General features: G+C 40.0%; 15 protein-coding genes. 4 read left to right on the top strand and 11 right to left on the bottom strand.

The annotated features are described in order from the left end of the window. Positions 1–11: 11 nt before the first annotated feature. Positions 12–254, bottom strand: a complete 243-nt coding sequence (locus MTCD1_RS20615; protein ID WP_143760085.1) for a hypothetical protein — start codon at positions 252–254, stop codon at positions 12–14. Positions 255–1432: 1178 nt separating this feature from the next. On the opposite strand from MTCD1_RS20615, the gene MTCD1_RS04080 reads away from it, so the two are divergent. Next, positions 1433–2296, top strand: a complete 864-nt coding sequence (locus MTCD1_RS04080) for a TIR domain-containing protein (protein WP_057181170.1) — start codon at positions 1433–1435, stop codon at positions 2294–2296. Between the two features lie 91 nt (positions 2297–2387). On the opposite strand, the gene sucD is transcribed toward MTCD1_RS04080, so the two are convergent. The 8 genes from sucD to sdhC all read right to left on the bottom strand — a co-directional run bounded on the left by sucD (position 2388) and on the right by sdhC (position 12521). Beyond that, a complete protein-coding gene (gene sucD, locus MTCD1_RS04075; protein ID WP_057181171.1) occupies positions 2388–3260 on the bottom strand; it encodes a succinate--CoA ligase subunit alpha in 873 nt (290 codons plus the stop codon). Then, a complete protein-coding gene (gene sucC, locus MTCD1_RS04070) occupies positions 3260–4429 on the bottom strand; it encodes an ADP-forming succinate--CoA ligase subunit beta (RefSeq protein ID WP_057181172.1) in 1170 nt (389 codons plus the stop codon). Before sucC ends, sucD begins: the two co-directional genes overlap by 1 nt. A 221-nt stretch (positions 4430–4650) precedes the next feature. Beyond that, positions 4651–6129, bottom strand: a complete 1479-nt coding sequence (gene odhB / locus MTCD1_RS04065) for a 2-oxoglutarate dehydrogenase complex dihydrolipoyllysine-residue succinyltransferase (RefSeq protein ID WP_057181173.1) — start codon at positions 6127–6129, stop codon at positions 4651–4653. A 130-nt stretch (positions 6130–6259) separates the two neighbouring features. After that, the gene (locus MTCD1_RS04060) at positions 6260–9070 is read right to left on the bottom strand and encodes a 2-oxoglutarate dehydrogenase E1 component (RefSeq protein WP_057181174.1); all 2811 of its coding nucleotides are present in this window, start codon (positions 9068–9070) and stop codon (positions 6260–6262) included. Positions 9071–9306: 236 nt separating this feature from the next. Then, positions 9307–10014: a succinate dehydrogenase iron-sulfur subunit gene (locus MTCD1_RS04055; RefSeq protein WP_057181175.1), complete on the bottom strand. Its 708-nt coding sequence runs from the start codon at positions 10012–10014 to the stop codon at positions 9307–9309. A gap of 24 nt (positions 10015–10038) precedes the next feature. Next, on the bottom strand, positions 10039–11805 hold the full coding sequence (sdhA, locus tag MTCD1_RS04050; protein ID WP_057181176.1) for a succinate dehydrogenase flavoprotein subunit: 1767 nt from the start codon (positions 11803–11805) through the stop codon (positions 10039–10041). Further along, the gene (gene sdhD / locus MTCD1_RS04045; RefSeq protein ID WP_057181177.1) at positions 11806–12153 is read right to left on the bottom strand and encodes a succinate dehydrogenase, hydrophobic membrane anchor protein; all 348 of its coding nucleotides are present in this window, start codon (positions 12151–12153) and stop codon (positions 11806–11808) included. Beyond that, a complete protein-coding gene (gene sdhC / locus MTCD1_RS04040) occupies positions 12147–12521 on the bottom strand; it encodes a succinate dehydrogenase, cytochrome b556 subunit (protein ID WP_057181178.1) in 375 nt (124 codons plus the stop codon). The genes sdhD and sdhC overlap by 7 nt, the downstream gene beginning before the upstream one ends. Positions 12522–13077: 556 nt before the next feature. Between sdhC and MTCD1_RS04035 the strand changes: the two genes are divergently transcribed. Then, positions 13078–14364 (top strand): citrate synthase, encoded by a 1287-nt coding sequence (locus MTCD1_RS04035; protein ID WP_057181179.1) that lies wholly within the window; start codon positions 13078–13080, stop codon positions 14362–14364. 270 nt (positions 14365–14634) lie between these two features. Then, entirely contained in the window at positions 14635–15453 is an 819-nt protein-coding gene (gene tcdA, locus MTCD1_RS04030; RefSeq protein ID WP_057181180.1) for a tRNA cyclic N6-threonylcarbamoyladenosine(37) synthase TcdA, read from the top strand. Between the two features lie 447 nt (positions 15454–15900). Here tcdA and MTCD1_RS04025 read toward each other — a convergent pair whose 3' ends face one another. Next, positions 15901–17604 carry a SufS family cysteine desulfurase gene (locus MTCD1_RS04025; protein WP_057181181.1) on the bottom strand — a complete coding sequence of 568 codons (1704 nt, stop codon included), beginning with the start codon at positions 17602–17604 and terminating at the stop codon, positions 15901–15903. Positions 17605–17809: 205 nt separating this feature from the next. Here MTCD1_RS04025 and MTCD1_RS04020 point away from each other — a divergent pair, with 205 nt between their 5' ends. Beyond that, positions 17810–18172, top strand: a complete 363-nt coding sequence (locus MTCD1_RS04020; protein ID WP_057181182.1) for a hypothetical protein — start codon at positions 17810–17812, stop codon at positions 18170–18172. 33 nt (positions 18173–18205) lie between these two features. Here MTCD1_RS04020 and MTCD1_RS04015 read toward each other — a convergent pair whose 3' ends face one another. Then, the gene (locus MTCD1_RS04015; protein ID WP_057181183.1) at positions 18206–19816 is read right to left on the bottom strand and encodes a hypothetical protein; all 1611 of its coding nucleotides are present in this window, start codon (positions 19814–19816) and stop codon (positions 18206–18208) included. Positions 19817–19819 lie beyond the last annotated feature (3 nt).

Here is a 19819-nt window from a genome sequence, read left to right as displayed (position 1 = left end):
CATAGCAACTGTCATCTTCGTGGTGGCTTAGTCGAAGATCCAGAACTTAGTGCTCTGGATTCCCGATCAGAAACTTCGGGAATGACGACTTTAAGTGCCAGTGGAATAACAACACCATTACCTAGCCTATCAACACGCACTAAGTCTGCTTGAATCAAGTGCCGAAAAGAAAGGCAATATTCACGTATTACCATCAGGGATGATGGGAAAAGTAATGCGGCACATGACGGTACAGGATGTACCTTATTAGACAATGCAGGAGCACATTGTCCTGATGTGCCATCATTACTGTTACGTCGAAGATATTGCCTTGAATGGAGGATTACACTTGATTAGCAGCGCCGGGAGATTCCAAAGGGGGTTCGGCGTTTAGCCCCTTTTGGGTGTCGTCGCCACCGCGACAATAATATCAACTAACTCTGACCTTGTTGATATAAAATCAACTGGTCTGGCTCCTTGATATCAACTAACTCTGACCTTGTTGATATCAAATCAACTGTTCTGACCCCTTGATACTGAGATGGGGTTGGAGTGTTTGGCACGGATAGCTCACATAACAACTGTCATCTTCGTGGTGGTTTAATCGTGGATTCAGACCTTAGTGAACTGGATTCCCGATCATAAACTTCGGGAATGACGACTTTAAGTGCCGATGGAATAACAACACCATCACCTACCCTATCAATACACACCAAGTCTGCTTGAATCAAGTGCCGAAAAGAAAGGCAATATCACGTATTACCATCAGGGATGATGGCAAAAGTAATGCGGCACATTACGGTACAGGATGTACCTTATTAGACAATGCAGGACGCATATTGTCCTGATGTGCCATCAGCGCTGTTACGTCGAAAACACTTTTATAAATGTAAGATCACGTTTGGATCGCAGCGCTGGGGGATTCCAAAGGGGGCTCGGCGTTTAGCCCCCCTTTGGGTGTCGTCGCCACCGCGACAATAATATCAACTAACTCTGACCTTGTTGATATCAAATCAACTGTTCTGACCCCTTGATACCCGATCATAAACTTCGGGAATGACGACTTTAAGTGCCGATGGAATAACAACACCATCACCTACCCTATCAATACACACCAAGTCTGCTTGAATCAAGTGCCGAAAAGAAAGGCAATATCACGTATTACCATCAGGGATGATGGCAAAAGTAATGCGGCACATTACGGTACAGGATGTACCTTATTAGACAATGCAGGACGCATATTGTCCTGATGTGCCATCAGCGCTGTTACGTCGAAAACACTTTTATAAATGTAAGGTCACGTTTGGACCGCAGCGCTGAGAGATTCCAAAGAGGGCTCGGCGTTTAGCCCCCTTTGGGGTGTCGTCGCCACCGCGACTTTTAATTATGTAATTAATAACAATAAGTTGTTAAAATATATACAGGAAAGTTTAAACAAAGAGTAAAATTAAAAATGACTAATAAACCTAGAATTTTTATAGGATCTTCAAGCGATAGCTTAGATATAGCAAACGCATGTAATGTAGCGTTAGATCATACTGCTGAAGTTTCTGTCTGGCCAAATGTTTTTGATAAAGCAGGCAGCGATACATTAAGTTCTTTAATGACTAAAGCTAATAATGTTGATTTTGCTTTATTTGTTTTTTCTCCTGATGACATAACTTGTATCCGAGGAAGTGATCATCAAACAGTAAGAGATAATGTTCTTTTTGAATTAGGCCTATTCATTGGCTCGCTTGGTAAGGAACGTTGTTTCATACTTAAACCAAGAAATAAAGAACTATACATCGCTTCAGATTTAGCAGGTATTAATACGTTAGATTTTGATTCAGATAGAAGTGATACAAACCTAGATTGTGCTGTAAATGCGGCTTGTATAAAAATTACAACACAAATGAATCAACAGGGACTGTTTCGCGGGAGTGTAACTAAAGAAAAAATTACATCCCTTAAAATATCAAAAGATGAATATTCAATAAGTGACAAATCGCTACGTTTACTATCTGAATTGCTTTCAACTCATACAACATCCGTAAATGGTATGTTCTTTTGGGATATTGAACAGAAGGCACTTCCTTTTTCAGAATCTCAACTACAAATAGCATTGATAAGATTGACACGAATAGGCTATATAAACAGAGCAATAACAGAAGACTATAACGGTAATACTGGATATGGTTTCTCTATCACGAATAGCGGAATAGAATATTTATTAGAAAATGAAAAAAGGTTAGACAGCATAAAAATCGCTGAAGAAAGTGCAAAACAGAGCTTACAACAACCTCAGCAACAATATCAGGGTTATAGACCAAGATAGAGCTATTAGCTAAATAATAGAAACAAAAAACCCGCATTCTCTATTAGAATATGCGGGTTTTTATTAAGAATTACAAGCTGTAAGCGTTAGCTTACCATCCTGTTTTCTCTTTAAGTGCTTTACCAATATCAGCTAAAGAACGAACAGTTTTAACACCGGCCGCTTCTAATGCTTTAAATTTCTCTTCAGCAGTACCTTTACCGCCGGCGATAATTGCGCCAGCATGACCCATACGCTTACCTTCTGGTGCAGTAACACCAGCAATGTAAGCAACAACAGGTTTAGTAACGTGTGCTTTAATGTACTCAGCTGCTTCTTCTTCAGCAGTACCACCGATTTCACCAATCATTACGATTGCTTCAGTCTGTGGATCGTTTTGGAACATTTCCAAAATATCGATGAAGTTAGAACCTGGGATTGGATCACCACCGATGCCAACACATGTAGATTGGCCGAAACCAAAATCAGTTGTTTGCTTCACTGCTTCATAAGTAAGAGTACCTGAACGCGATACGATTCCTACTTTACCAGGCAAGTGGATGTGACCAGGCATGATACCAATCTTAGTTTCGCCAGGAGTGATAACACCTGGACAGTTAGGACCGATCATACGCACGCCAGTTTGCTCAAGCTTAACTTTAACGTCAACCATGTCTAAAGTTGGGATACCTTCAGTGATGGTGATGATTAGCTCGATGCCAGCATCAATAGCTTCTAAGATAGCATCTTTACAAAATGGTGCTGGTACGTAGATAACTGTTGCCGTTGCGCCAGTAGCTGATACAGCTTCACGAACTGTGTTAAATACAGGTAGACCAAGGTGCGTTTGACCGCCTTTACCTGGGCTTACGCCGCCAACCATTTGTGTACCGTAATCAATCGCTTGCTCTGAGTGGAATGTACCTTGTCCACCGGTGAAACCTTGACAGATTACTTTAGTATCTTTGTTAATTAAGATAGACATTATGCATTGCCCTCCGCAGCTTTAACAACTTGAATAGCAGCATCTGTTAATGATGTTGCTGCAATAATGTCTAGACCAGATTTTTTCAATACTTCACGACCTAGTTCAGCATTAGTACCTTCAAGACGTACAATTACAGGCACTTTAACGCCTACTTCTTTAACCGCGCCGATGATACCTTCAGCAATCATGTCACAACGAACGATGCCGCCGAAGATGTTTACTAGTACCGCTTTCACGTTCTCGTCAGACAAGATAATCTTGAATGCTTCAGTAACGCGTTCTTTGTTAGCACCGCCGCCAACATCCAAGAAGTTTGCTGGTCGGCCACCGTGTAAGTTAACGATATCCATAGTACCCATTGCTAGGCCTGCTCCGTTAACCATACAACCAACAGTACCGTCAAGAGCTACGTAGTTTAGCTCCCACTGTGCTGCATGAGCTTCGCGCTCGTCTTCTTGTGATGGATCGTGCATTTCACGGATTTTTGGCTGACGGTATAACGCGTTGCCATCGATAGTGATTTTGCCGTCTAGACAGTGAAGGTTACCTTCGTCTGTAATAACAAGCGGGTTGATTTCTAGTAAGGCGAAATCAAAATCGGTAAACATTTTTGCTAGACCTAAGAAAATCTTAACAAATTGCTTCATTTGTGTTGGGTTTAGACCCAATTTGAAACCAAGTTCACGACCCTGGAAAGCTTGAGCGCCTACTAGTGGATCGATAGTTACTTTGTGGATCAATTCTGGTGTATTTTCCGCAACAGTTTCAATATCTACGCCGCCTTCAGTTGACGCCATGAATACCACTTTACGGGTACCACGATCGACAACAGCGCCAAGATATAGCTCTCTAGCGATATCGGTGCAGCTTTCAACTAAAATCTTAGTTACTGGCTGACCCTTAGCATCTGTTTGGTAAGTGACAAGGTTTTTACCTAACCACTTTTGTGCAAACGATTTGATTTCTTCTTTAGTTTTAACTAGCTTAACACCGCCAGCTTTACCACGTCCGCCTGCGTGTACTTGGGTTTTAACAACCCACATATCGCCGCCAATTTTATCAGCAGCTTCGGCAGCTTCTTGAGGGGTATCGCAAGCGAAACCCTCAGAAACTGGTAAACCATATTCAGCGAATAATTGTTTCGCTTGATACTCATGCAAATTCATGGTGTTTTATCCATTTATCTGTAAATGAAAGCTACCGTTTTATTCTTTTAATAAAAATGTAACGGTAGCCAATGAAAAGTCGACAAATTATAGTATAAAGGCTCTAATAACGGTAGTCAAAAGAGCTAAATGTAGGCCGGAATTTATTCCCGCTTAGCGCGAACAAGTTGCCGCCTACAATCTATTTGAAACTATATATCTGAAAACTATATATCTAAAAACTATATATCTAAAAGAAGACGTGTAGGATCTTCTAACAAGTCTTTAATGGTTACTAAGAAACCAACAGACTCTTTGCCATCAACTAAACGATGATCGTAAGAAAGTGCTAAATACATCATAGGAAGTATTACCACGTTACCATCAACAGCCATTGGACGGTCTTGTATCTTATGCATACCTAAAATTGCCGCTTGCGGTAGGTTTAAGATAGGCGTTGAAAGCAATGAGCCAAAAACACCACCGTTAGTGATAGTGAAGGTACCACCCGTCATTTCAGCAAGTGAAAGTTTACCATCACGACCTTTAAGTGCTAATGCACGAATACCATTTTCAATACCCGCCATGCTTAATTGATCGGTATCACGAAGTACTGGTGTAACTAAACCACGCGGCGTAGAAACAGCAATAGAGATATCGAAGAAGTTATGATAAACAATATCATCGCCATCAATCGAAGCATTAATCGCTGGGTAACGTTTTAAAGCTTCGGTGACCGCTTTCACGTAAAAAGACATGAAACCTAGGCGCGTATCATGAGTCTTCTCGAATAAGTCTTTATATTTTTTGCGAAGATCCATAATTGGCTTCATGTTAACTTCATTAAAGGTAGTTAACATGGCCGTTTCATTTTTTGCTGCTAATAAACGAGTAGCAATGGTTTTACGTAAACGCGTCATAGGTACACGTTTCTGTGTACGCTCACCTAAGTCTTCAACAGCAGGCACTGCAGCTTTTGCTACCGGAGCTGCTGCTGGCTTTCCTTTTGGAGAGTTAGCCGCTGCGGCAACGTCTTCTTTCGAAATACGACCGCCTTTACCTGTGCCAACAACGTCGCTAGCAGTTAAACCTTTTTCAGTCATTAAACGACGTACTGACGGGCTAGCAAGTTCATCGCTGCTTACCGCTTCTTCAGACGTTGCAGTCGCCGTAGTATTCGCTGTAGCACCGGCGTTAAGCTCACCAATTTTTTGAGCGCCTAACACAGTATCGCCTTCAACATGGATTATTTTACCAATCACACCATTCTCTTGAGCAACAACTTCAAGTACTACTTTATCTGTTTCGATATCAACTAAGTTTTGATCAACTGATACCGTATCGCCTGTCGCAACATGCCATGTAGCAACAGTCGCATCAGCTACTGATTCAGGTAATACCGGTACCACGATATCAATAACGTTAACAGCACTTGTTACTGCCGCGGCTACTGGCGCCGCTGTAGGTGCTGCAACAGCAACTGAGCCTTCAGCATAGGTACCAATTACTTGGTCGCCTAATACAGTAGCGCCATCGCTTTGACTAATATCAGTCATCACACCATCACAAGTCGCTGGTACTTCTAATACCACTTTATCGGTTTCAATATCGACAAGTACTTGATCACGAGTAAATTTTTCACCAACTTGTACATGCCAAGTTGCTACTGTTGCATCTGCAACTGATTCTGGTAATACCGGAACTTTGATTTCGGTTGTCATTTTTATAATTCCTTACAAACTTTTAGCACTTTCTTCTCATCATATTGACGAGAAGAAGTGCACTCAATAGTTAAGCTAATCTTATCTAACATTAGCGCTTGAGTGACAAGCGCTTGTGGTACTTTTCATGTTAGTCCAATGTTAACGCTTGAGTGACAAGCGCTTGTTGTTCTTTCACATGAACTGACATATAACCCACAGCAGGAGCTGCAGAGGCTTTACGGCCAGCATAAGTCAAATACGTACCTTCAGGGATTGCCGCTCTAAAATGATGCTGAGAACAATACCAAGCACCTTGATTTTGCGGCTCTTCCTGACACCAAACAAATTGCTTCACATGTTGATACTGTTTAATAGCATCTTGAAACTCTTTCTCTGGGAAAGGGTATAACTGCTCAATACGAATAATGGCCACGTTATTAAGTTCATTTTTACGACGTTGCTCAACTAATTCGTAGTAAACTTTACCACTACAAAATACTACCCGCTCAACCGCGCTATGATCTAAGTCATCCGTTTCGCCAATGACATTATGAAAGATACCAGTAGCCATTTCTTCTAATGAAGAAACCGCTAACGGGTGACGTAATAATGATTTAGGTGACATAACAATTAATGGCCGACGCATTGGTCGAATTACTTGACGACGTAACATGTTGAATACTTGCGCTGGTGTTGATGGTACACACACTTGCATATTGTGATCGGCACAAAGTTGCAAAAATCGCTCTAACCGAGCAGATGAATGCTCTGGCCCTTGCCCTTCATAACCGTGGGGCAATAACATGGTTAAGCCACATAAACGGCCCCATTTTTGTTCGCCGGAACTAATGAACTGATCAAATACTACTTGCGCACAGTTAGCAAAATCACCAAATTGTGCTTCCCACAGAGTTAAACCTGCGGGCTCAGCTGTGGTATAACCGTATTCAAATGCCACAACAGACACTTCAGATAATACTGAATCATGAACATCAAAAGGACCTTGTCCTTCACGTATGTTTTTTAAAGGGGTATAAGTACTACCATCATCTTGGTTATGTAAAACCGCATGACGATGGAAGAAGGTGCCACGAGCGGAATCTTGCCCGGTAAGACGAACACGTTTGCCTATGTCAACAATAGTCGCATAAGCTAAGTTTTCCGCCATACCCCAATCAAGTAGCTTTTCACCCTTAGCCATTTTCATGCGATCATCATAGATCTTCTTAACACGAGAATGTACTGGGTGGTTTTCTGGAATAGTAGCGATTTTAGTCGCTAACTCTTTAAGTTTATCAAACGAAATTTCTTTGTCGTAATCATCATCCCAGTCATGACCAAGATAAGGGGTCCAGTCAACAGAATGTTCTGTCATTGGACGCCATTGCTCAACAGTGCACTGACCTTCATCAAGTAATTTACGGTAATAAGCGGTTAACTCGTCGGTTGTTGCTTTAGTTAAACTGCCTTCTGCGACTAATTTATCTGCGTATAATTGACGCGGTGTTGGATGATTTCTAACAATTTTGTACATTAACGGCTGCGTAGCACTTGGCTCATCAGCTTCATTATGGCCATGGCGACGGTAACAAACTAAGTCGATAACCACATCACGTTTAAATTCGTTACGGTAATCAATAGCGATTTGCGTGACTAAAATCACCGCTTCAGGATCATCACCATTGACATGAAAGATTGGCGCCTGGACCATTTTAGCAATTTCAGTACAATATTCACCTGAGCGCATATCTTCTGGAATAGAGGTAGTAAAACCAACTTGATTATTCACCACTATGCGTACTGTACCACCTACTTTAAACGCACGGGCTTGTGACATGTTAAAGGTTTCTTGTACTACACCTTGACCAGCAATTGCTGAATCACCATGAATAGTAATAGGTAAGACTAAATCACCTTGATCACCTTCAACACCACCGCGTCTATCTTGTCTCGCTCTTACCGAGCCAATCACCACAGGGTTAACGATTTCAAGATGCGAAGGGTTAAACGCCAGGGCTAGATGAACATTGCCGCCAGGAGTAACAAAATCTGAAGAATAACCTTGATGGTATTTCACATCACCCGAGCTTGAAATTTCATCATGCTTACCGGCAAATTCATCAAATAATTTTGAAGGGTTTTTACCCATCACATTAACCAGCACATTTAAACGACCGCGGTGAGCCATGCCCATAACCACTTCTTTAATACCAGCAGCACCGGCACGAGTGATTAATTCTTTGAGCATAGGAACTAAAGCATCACCACCTTCTAATGAAAAGCGTTTTGCACCGGGGAATTTCGCGCCAAGATATTTCTCTAGACCATCAGCAGCAATTAAGCCTTTAAAAATCTCGGTCTTTTCTTCAACGCTAAAATCAGCTTTTGACTGAACTGACTCAAGACGTTGTTGTATCCAACGTTTCTCATCAGTTGAGGTCATGTGCATATATTCAGCGCCAATTGAACCACAATAGGTAGCTTTTAAAGTTTTATATAACTCACCTAACTTCATGGTCTCTTTGCCAACAGCAAATGAGCCTAAGTTAAATTCTTTATCAAAGTCATTTTCTGATAAGTCATGATGTGACAATTGTAAATCACGCACTTTATCACGCTGCCATAAACCCAAGGGGTCTAAATTAGCATTTTGATGACCACGAAACCTAAAAGCATTTATAAGCTGTAAGACTTTAACCTGTTTAGCATCACCACCCGAAACAACAACTTGTTTTTGGGTTTGTTTTGCTAAAGTTTTAAATTCATCACGGATGACACTGTGGCGGTATTCCACCTCACTGCCTTCGACTTTAGGGAGTTGACCAAAGATTTCTTGCCATTCTGTAGTTACAGAGGCGGAGTTATCTAAGTATGATTCGTACAATTCTTCGATATAAACGATGTTACCACCGTTTAAATGGGAAGACTCGAGCCAAGCCTTCATTACACCTTCTGGCATTGCCTTGTTCCTTTGCTGGGGGTAAAGCAATTAAAATTTATAACCATTGTAAGTATAAATACCCAAACGATTACGCTAATAAACATTTTTAATTTAACAGAGTATTACATTAAAAAGCTAAACGGGAAGTTTAACTAAAAAGTATAATACCCTGTTTATTCTTGCATATAAATCAATAACGTAAACTTAGACCAAATCAGTACCTAAGGTAACTTTAACTAAGCTTACTTTTAACCTTAAACCGCGCGGTTTAATAACATTGATTTAATATGGCCGATGGCTTTGGTTGGGTTTAATCCTTTTGGACAAACATCAACACAGTTCATGATGCCATGACAACGAAATACGCTGTAAGCATCTTGTAAATCATCTAAACGCTCTTCTGTTGCGGTATCACGACTATCAATTAAGAAGCGATAAGCATGCAACAAACCTGCTGGCCCGATAAATTTATCAGGATTCCACCAGAAAGACGGACAAGAAGTAGAACAACAAGCACATAAAATACACTCATAAAGACCGTCTAATTTTTCACGCTCTTCAATTGATTGTATATTTTCACGAGCAGCGGGTTGTGCATCGTTGATCAAGTATGGCTTAATTTTTTCATATTGTTGATAAAATTGGGTCATATCAATAATCAAGTCTCGCACTACCGGTAAACCAGGTAATGGGCGTAAGACAATCGTTTTCGCTTTCAACTGGGATAATGGTGTGATACAAGCCAAACCATTTTTACCATTCATGTTTAAACCGTCAGAGCCACATACACCCTCACGACATGAACGACGGAATGATAACGTAGCGTCTTCTTCTTTCAAAAGAATAAGCGCATCAAGAACCATCATATCAGAGCCTTCTGGCACGTCTAATTGATAGTCTTTCATGTAAGGTTTAGCGTCTACATCAGGATTGTAGCGGTAAATCGAAAAATTTTGTTTCATCGTATATTTCCTACAATTAAGTCCTTAGTAAACACGTGCTTTCGGTGGGAAAGCTTCGCGGTGAATTGGTTTCATATTCACTGGACGTTTAGACATTGCTTCGGTCTCAGGTGTGTAGATTGAGTGGCATAACCAGTTGACATCATCACGTTCGGTAAAATCTTGACGGGCATGAGCACCACGAGATTCAGTGCGGAAGTTTGCTGCCTTGGCACTACAGTAAGCCGTTTCCATCAAGTTATCTAATTCTAAACATTCAATACGCTGAGTGTTAAATTCCGAAGACTTGTCATCTAAGCGGGCAACTTTAAGACGTTCACGAATTTCAGTTAATTCTTTCATGCCTTTAGCCATGGCTTCGCCTTCGCGGAAAACCCCAAAGTTCATTTGCATACACTGTTGTAAGTCTTTACGAATTTGTACTGGGTCTTCACCTTTAGTCGATGATTCCCAACGGTTCATGCGAACTAAGGAAGTCTCGATATCAGACGCTGACGCATCGAGGGCCGATTCTGAATCAGATAAGTGTTCACCTAAGAACTTACCTGCTGCCCGGCCAAACACCACTAAATCAAGTAATGAGTTACCACCTAAACGGTTAGCGCCATGCACAGATACACAGGCAATTTCACCTACCGCGAATAAACCTTCAACGATAGTTTCTTTACCTTCTGGACTGATATTAAGGGCTTGACCGTTAACATTACAAGGCACGCCACCCATTTGATAATGGCAAGTTGGAATAACAGGAATAGGTTCAACCGCAGGATCAATATGAGCAAAAGTTTTTGATAATTCACAAACACCTGGCAAACGTTTCTCGAGCGTTTCACGACCTAAATGGTCAAGCTTTAATTTAAGATGAGGACCTAGAGGACCGTCAAAACCACGACCTTCACGGATCTCGGTCATCATCGAACGAGCAACAACGTCACGACCCGCTAAATCTTTAGCATTAGGCGCATAACGTTCCATAAAACGTTCACCATCTTTATTTAATAAATAACCACCTTCGCCACGACAACCTTCAGTGACCAGTACCCCAGAACCAGCAATACCGGTTGGATGGAACTGCCACATTTCCATGTCTTGCATTTGAATGCCAGCTCGAAGTGACATACCAACACCGTCACCGGTATTGATATGGGCATTAGTGGTCGATGCAAAAATACGCCCTGCTCCGCCAGTAGCCAGTACCGTTGCGCGCGCTTTAAAATAAACCACTTCACCAGTTTCAATGCAAATAGCGGTGGTACCAACAATAACTCCTGCACTATTTTTAACTAAATCTAAGGCATACCATTCGCTAAAAACGTTGGTTTTGTTTTTAACGTTTTGTTGGTACAAACAATGTAATAAGGCATGACCAGTACGATCAGCAGCGGCTGCAGTACGTGCGGCTTGTTCACCACCAAAATTTCTCGACTGACCACCAAAAGGACGTTGGTAAATTTTACCGTCTTCGGTACGAGAAAAAGGTAAACCCATTTTCTCTAATTCAATCACAGCTTCAGGACCTACTTTACACATATATTCGATAGCGTCTTGGTCACCGATATAATCAGAGCCTTTCACCGTATCATACATATGCTCTTCCCAATGATCTTCATGGGCATTACCTAACGCAACAGTAATACCACCTTGCGCAGATACAGTATGAGAACGAGTTGGAAATACTTTAGAAATCAAGGCACAAGATTTGCCTGATTCGGTAATTGCTAATGCAGCACGCATACCTGCGCCGCCTGCGCCAATAACAATGGCGTCAAATTCACGAATTGGAACGTTCACTTATACACCCCACACGGTTAAGAAGCCAAACACTAGGTAGGCTAATAAGATAACTGAAAAGACAAATTGCAAAGCACCGCGTAAAAACGCTGGTTTAATATAATCTGACAAGATTTGCCATACACCAATTTTTGCGTGAGTCAGCAAAGCCAACAACGCTAAAACGGTTGCCACTTTAACGCTAGTACAGGCAAAAAAACCGTGCCATTGTTCAAAGGTAACGGTCGGTGTGACCACAAAGAAACCAGCAATAAGTATGGTATAGAGAGCAAGAATGATGGCACTCGCTCTTAATAGAATAAAATCATGTACGCCATTACGGCCTACTGATGCGACGACGTTTACCATAACCATACTCCTATTACCACTGATACGACTAACCAAATAGCCATGATTACTTTGGCACTGGTATTACCTGAAGCTAATTCTTCAAAATGACCCATATCCATACACAAGTGACGAATACCTGCTAATAAATGATAAGTCAATGCTGAAAGACAGCCAAAGATAATGAAGCTAAAGAATAAGCCATCAAGATAACCTTGAATTTGACTAAATCCTTGTGCAGAGGAAAGAGAGATGGAAAGGGTCCACAATAAAATGCCAATAGCAAATACCATAATTACACCAGAAATACGGTGAAGAATTGAGGCATGTGCTGCCGGGTGCATCTTTATTGTAGATAGATCTAGGTTTACAGGACGTTGTTTTTTCACAATTGTTGCCTAAAGAGCTCGAAAGCCTTCAACTTTTATTATTGTTACTCATGAACTACCTTTACCTACTGACTTAAAGCTTTAAAATCAATATAAAAAAGTAATTCCCGAAAGTGAACGGTAACTTTTACATGCTCATATTTGTAAGTGTACCCATTCGCACACAAGTCTAACCAACTTCATAACACGATTCTAGTTAGATTTTGTATTATGATACAAAAATTATAGCGTAGTTGAATCTATAAACAGTAAGTATAAGCTACAGGACGAAGTGATTATATAATCGTTAACATTGAATTACAATTTTAGCGAACGTCAAGATCAAAGCAAATTAACGAAGGCTGCTTTTTTAAGCAATATATTGAGCTGTGTTGAACTTTAGTATAATTACTCTTACATTTTAAATTCATTTCAGGGTAGAATGTCGGCAGTTTGATAAACCCAAGAAAAGTAACAAAAACTGACTATTTATTCACTAAGCTTAGTATGGGAATTAAGCAATTTAGTAGAATGTTGGTAAATGTAAATAAATTATAATTGATAGGGGAAAAATATTATGGCTGAATCAAAAGCCTCTCTGAGTATTGATGGCATAGAAATTGGACAGTTTCCAATTTTAAAAGGTACTGCAGGTACTGACGTAATTGATATTAGAACTTTAGGAAGCTATGGCTATTTTACCTATGACCCCGGCTTTTTATCTACGGCATCTTGTGAATCATCTATTACTTTCATTGATGGCGATAAAGGCATATTGCAACATCGTGGTTACGCTATAGATGACTTAGCAAAAAAAGCTGATTACTTAGAAGTTTGTTATATCTTATTAAATGGTGATGCTCCAACGCAATCTGAATATGATGAATTTAAAGCCATCATCACTAACCATACAATGGTGCATGAGAAGTTAGCCCACTTCTTCCAAGGATTTTTACCTGACGCACATCCTATGGCTATGGTTTGTGGTGTTGTTGGCGCTATGTCCTCTTTCTATCACAGTGACTTAGATATCACTGACCCGGCACAGCGTAAACGTAGTGCTCATCGATTAATTGCTAAAATGCCAACTATTGCGGCTATGGCTTATAAATACAGTGTTGGTCAACCTTTTGTTTACCCCCGTAATGACCTAAGTTACGCAGAAAACTTCCTGCACATGATGTTCTCAGTACCCGCAGAAGAATATAAAGTAAATCCTATCATAGCGAGTGCTATGGATAGAATCTTTACCTTACATGCTGACCATGAACAAAATGCTTCTACCTCTACGGTACGTTTAGCTGGCTCATCTGGCGCTAACCCTTATGCTTGTATTGCCGCAGGTGTAGCTTCTTTGTGGGGACCTGCACATGGTGGTGCTAATGAAGCCTGTTTAACTATGCTTGAAGAGATAGGCACTTTAGACAGAGTTGATGAATTTGTTGCTAAAGCTAAAGATAAAAGTGACCCATTCCGTTTAATGGGCTTTGGTCACCGTGTCTATAAAAACTTCGATCCACGTGCAACGGTAATGCGCGAAACATGTCACAAAGTATTAAAAGAGTTAGGTATCAACGACCCATTGCTTGATGTTGCTATGGCATTAGAGAAAGTTGCTCTTGAAGACCCATACTTTATTGAAAAGAAACTTTACCCTAATGTAGACTTCTATTCAGGCATCATCCTTAAAGCTATTGGTATCCCAACAAGTATGTTCACAGTAATTTTTGCTATGTCTAGAACCGTTGGTTGGATTTCTCATTGGGATGAAATGTTATCTCAACCGGGTCAAAAAATTGGTCGTCCTCGCCAAAAATATACCGGTAAAATTGACCGTGAATTTGTGCCATTGAACAAAAGATAATGATTTAGTTAAAAAATTAACTTGAAAAGGCAGCGTTAGCTGCCTTTTTTATGTTTATTTTCCAATAATTAACCGAAAAAAACATAAATACACTTGATACTTACTATTCATATAAAAAATATTAACGGCCGAATTTTTCGCCTTTACTCTATTAAAAAATGTAATCAATATGAATTATACTGCCGTTATTTTTATTTAATTCCAAACAACTAATCGTTATAATAGTGATCTTTAACCTTTCCTTTCACATAAAAACTCAATAAATTGATTATGTCTGATTATTCTTTAAGATTTGGTGGTATTAGCCGTTTATATGGCGAACAGGGCGCAAGCATCATAAAAGAAGCCCATTTTTGTGTTATTGGTATAGGTGGTGTTGGCTCTTGGGTAGCGGAAGCGCTCGCCCGTAATGGTATAGGTCAAATTACCTTGATCGACTTAGATGATATTTGTACCACCAATATTAACCGTCAAATCCACGCATTAACGGATACTGTTGGCCACAGTAAAGTTGAGGTTATGAGTGATCGAATTAAACAAATCAACCCTGACTGTCAGGTGCAAGTCATTGAGGACTTTGTTACTACCGAAAATTTACCCTCGTTACTAAGCCAATCTTTCGACTTTGTTATTGATGCTATCGACTCTGTCGATATTAAAACCCGGATAATTGCTTATTGTAAGCGTAATAAATTACCTATAATTACTATTGGTGGTGCCGGTGGTCAAGTTGATCCCAGTCAAATAGCCATTACAGACTTAAGTAAAACCTATCAAGATCCCCTGCTCGCTAAAGTGAAAAACCAATTACGCCGGGAATTTAATTTTCCACGTGCAGATATTGCTAAAGCGAGCAAAAGAAAATTTTCAATAGATGCGGTATTTTCTACCGAGCAACTACGCTACCCTGCTGATAATAAAGCTGGAGAAGTTTGTTTAGCGAAACCCGATGCAAGTAATGGTGAACAGCGCAGTACGCGATTAGATTGTCGCACTGGTTTTGGTGCGACCACACATGTGACGGCAACGTTTGCATTTTTTGCTGTTGGTAAAGCAATTGATAAACTGTTAAAAAAGCAGCTGAAGTAATCAATAAACCAGCTAAGCTCTACTAAATAATCCTGTACTAGCCGTTGTTTTACTCAGCCCGCGCTCAATTCACTGGCAATAGCAGAATATTGCCACGAATTTTACCCTTCAATTAACAAAACTATCAAACTGGTGCGATAAAGTAATTAAAATACTAGATTTAAAGAGGGTAGCTAGCACTTAAATACAGTTTAAATGTGGCTCTGTTGTAGTGTTAGTGTTGCTGAGTAAACAAGCGAGACACGTAAAACCATCCATGGGGCTCTACACAAGCATCCATGCTTGTGAAGCTCGCTTTATCACTTCAGCAATACTCACCATAAAATCATAGAGTTACAATGTAGACAACAGTATTATGGAACAGAGCCTTAAATGTAGTTTAAATGTAGTAAAATAGAATAATTATTCACTATCCTTGTTTATACTGTGCTTAATACAAGCGAGTAGTTATTGTGCCAATAATTTTATTTTATCAACAATAGCTAATAAACCATTACCACGAGATGGGCTTAAGTGCTGTATTAAACCCATTTTTTCGAAGTATTCATTAATATTTACCTTATGTATTTGTTGTGCTGTTTTATGATTAAGGGCGCTAAGCACAATCACTAATAAACCACGAATAATTTTGGCATCACTGTCGGCTTTAAACGAATAGTAGCCTTGGCTATCTTGTGCAACTTTCAGCCAAGCAAGGCTTTCGCAGCCAGAGATGAGGGTTTCATCATCACGCAGCGATTTTTCCATTCTAGGTAATTTTTTACCCAGCAGCATAATTTCTCTATGTCGGCTATCCCAACCTTTCGTTTTGGCAAAGAGGGTAAGAATATCAACCATTTCATTACTCGATGCCCTTTTTCCACTGCCATTTTCATCGGGCTGTTCTTGTTCGAGACAAGCATTAAGTAAAAATTTATTTAAGCACTCAATAAGGTAATCAATTTCCACCTTAGTATTATAAGCAGCTAGAGAAACCCTTAGGCAACCATCGATGTTTAAATGCGCCATTAAAGGCATAGCACAATGATGACCCGAGCGAACAGCGATACCATAAGTATCCAACGAAGTCGCTACATCGTGATTATGATGTCCGGTTAAGGTAAAAGCGATAACGCCAATATCAGGTTTGCCTTCGACTATAAATTTAACTTGCGCTATTTTAGCTAAGGCGTGATAACAATAATCAAGCAGTTGTTGTTCATATTCCTGGTAACTTTTACTAATATCGGCTAACAAAGGTGCTAAGAAGTTGATACTTTCACCAAAAGCGATCACCCCGGCAATATTGGGTGTACCCGCTTCAAACTTAAAAGGTAAGGAGTTAAAGCGAGTACCTTGAGTAAAACTGACTGTTTTAATCATTTCCCCTCCCCCCTGATATGGCGGCATAGTATCAAGCAGCTCTTCTTTACCATAAAGGACACCAATACCTGTTGGGCCATACATTTTATGAGCCGAAAAAACATAAAAATCACAGTCAAGCGCTTGTACATCAATAGATAAATGTGCCACTGCTTGAGCGCCATCTATTAAGGTTATAGCACCAACAGCTTTTGCCTTAGCTATAACTTTCTCAATGGGGTTTATCCGCCCTAACACATTAGAAATATGGGCACAGGCGACAAATTTTGTCTTATCCGTAATGACATTATCTAGCTTAGTACTATCGATATAACCTTGCTTAGTTAAAGGTAAAATCTTGATCACCGCGCCAGTTTGCTCGGCAACTATTTGCCAGGGAACAATATTTGCGTGGTGCTCACTAGTACACAGGACTATTTCATCCCCTGGCATTAAGGTATTTCTAGCCAAGCTTTGCACCACAATATTGATACTTTCCGTGGCACCCTTAGTCCAAATAACTTCTTTAATACTACGCGCACCGATAAAGCCTTGAACTAGGGTACGGGCATTTTCAAAAGCTAAGGTAGCTTTGCTACTTAGTTGATGTGAAGCTCTATGGACATTGGCATTATATTGGCAATAAAAATCTTGCTGGCTATCAATAACAGTGAGTGGTTTTTGTGTGGTCGCTGCATTATCAAAATACACTATAGCGTGATGTTGGTCGTCTTTATCATGCCTAGGTGAGCAGATATTTTGTAATAATGGAAATTGCTTTCTAAAGAGGTAAGGCTCAAATGTTTTCATAAATACTCTGATAAAGAAAATTGTGCTATAGACAAACCAAGATCTACAACTAAACATTATAACTTATTTTTCCGCTACAATTTAAGTACTTAGTAAAACTCGCCCATTTTGTAAACTAATGAAGATAGAAAAACAAGCGTATACCTAGGTAAAAATGAGGTATTTAGACTATAACTAATAAAGTGTCCTCTCAAAGGGTATCAGAATGAGATTTTTTGCCTACCTATATCAGTTTAAAAGCAATCTATATCGTTTTTTTCAATTGAAAAGAACCATTATCACTAAAGAACAAAAAACTACATATGCTCAAGAATTAAGGCTCGTTCAAAAAAAGGACCTTAGGCTGAGGTGTAAAAAAGCCGCCCAAGAGATCCAATATTTAGGGCGTTTTAGCCACTGGCCAATTGCTAAAGTGAAGGTAAAGATAGAAAAAAACTCGTTAATCTATTTAGATGTTAGCCGCAGCAGACGAACATTTTTTGCAGATAAAATTCAAGGACAGGATAAAATCATGAGGGTTTTTGATAAGACGTTATTGTCTGATAAAAGAGTCAAAAGACTTCCTTAACCCTAATCTAGGCTTGCACTAGCAAAGCCTGGATTAAAAGCTGCCTGATAATATCCGAGCTTTCCTTAACGCTTCACTTTCCCATACTGCCGCTTGCGCTAACCAGAACTTTGCGCCAACAATATCACCTTGCTGGTATAAAGCTAAGGCAATATTGTAATGAAAACTCGGCATCAAATAGGCAAACGGTTTTGCTTTTAATATATTCAGGTATTCTTGAGGAAATTCATTGGCGAAATATCTTAGTTGTGTACGCCGATTTAACGGCTTAAAAGCTGAATAACGTGGCGCAACATGACTTGCTGATAAGGCTTTGCCCGTACTAGACTGTTGACAACTTTCGGCCAAATAGAGGCCAACTTGCTCTTTAAATGCTATCGGCGTACCTAAACGCCATTTTATTTTCTCGTTGAAATTTTCATCAACGGCTTGTAAAATTGGTGTACTGGCTTTTATTTTACTGGCCCATGCTACCTCGGCTAATACCCTGGCTCTGACCTGTTTCCGTTCACCTTGATAGTAATTGGCCAATACCGCAATATTATGGGCAAAGGGTTTATGCTGTACTCCTTGGCATTTATCATGGTTTTTACTTAAGGGGTATTCATCAACAAAACCGAGCAAATGGCTTATTTCATGGCTAAAAACATCCGCATTATCCTCGACATCAAAATAGAGAATTCCTAAATGGACATTGGCACCACCTTCGTTAAGCATTAAACCTATATGCCGGCTAGTCACGTCCTTGGCGACACTTTGCCAATGTGCTTCATTACAATAAATAGCTTGCTGTGCATGTGCCTGACAATCAAGACGTTTGCGGCTAATGTAGCGCGGTATTGGCAAACACACATACTGTGCCAGCACTTGCTGCTCATTAAAGCTATTAATCAGCTGTTCAAGGTGCTTTAAGTGCTCCAGATTAGTCGCAAAAAGTTGTAAACTGGTAATGCAACTTGATAACGCTTCAAAGGGCAGTTGGACTTGGCCATTAACTTTACTTATTAGTAATGGGCTATCTTTGATGACCGCATATTTATCTAGCTGCGCTAATAGAGGCTGAATTTTACTATTAGCCTCTTGCTTAAACACCGTAGAATTTACTAGCTGCTTCACCAGAGCCACATCGCCTAAAGAGACGGCTATTTTAATGGCTAAAACTGAGTGAGTTTCAGCTAAGTTAATATTGTTAATCATTGCTGGCAATTGCCCTAATGTCGTTTGTGCTAGGGCAAACTTACCTTGTTGAAAATATAACTGTGCAAGCGCGACCATGGCTTGTTGCGACTGTAAGCGAATTGCTTGTTCAAACCACATAATAGCCGTGGTCACTAGAGCGATATTATCTTCTTGTTGAGCTTTTTTTTGATACCAATAAGCAAGCTTTAATGCCGCGTTTTTTTGGCTTTTGGCTAGGGTTTGGTTCAGTGTTAACCAATGAGTACTAGCAATATTCGCTGTTTTTTCGGCAATGGTTATCGCGGCAATGTAGTCATGCTTTAATGCGTAGGAAAACTGCCCTGCATGGTAATTATTTTTATGCAATTGCTGAGTTAAATAATCAGCTAAAAAAAATGAGCTTGATGACAAAGATATCATCAAGCTCAACAGTAATATATAACAATAGATTTTATCGAAACGCATTGA

It is taken from the genome of Colwellia marinimaniae, assembly GCF_002207865.1.
Taxonomy (GTDB): domain Bacteria; phylum Pseudomonadota; class Gammaproteobacteria; order Enterobacterales; family Alteromonadaceae; genus Colwellia; species Colwellia marinimaniae.
This window is presented reverse-complemented; position numbering and strand designations above follow the sequence as displayed.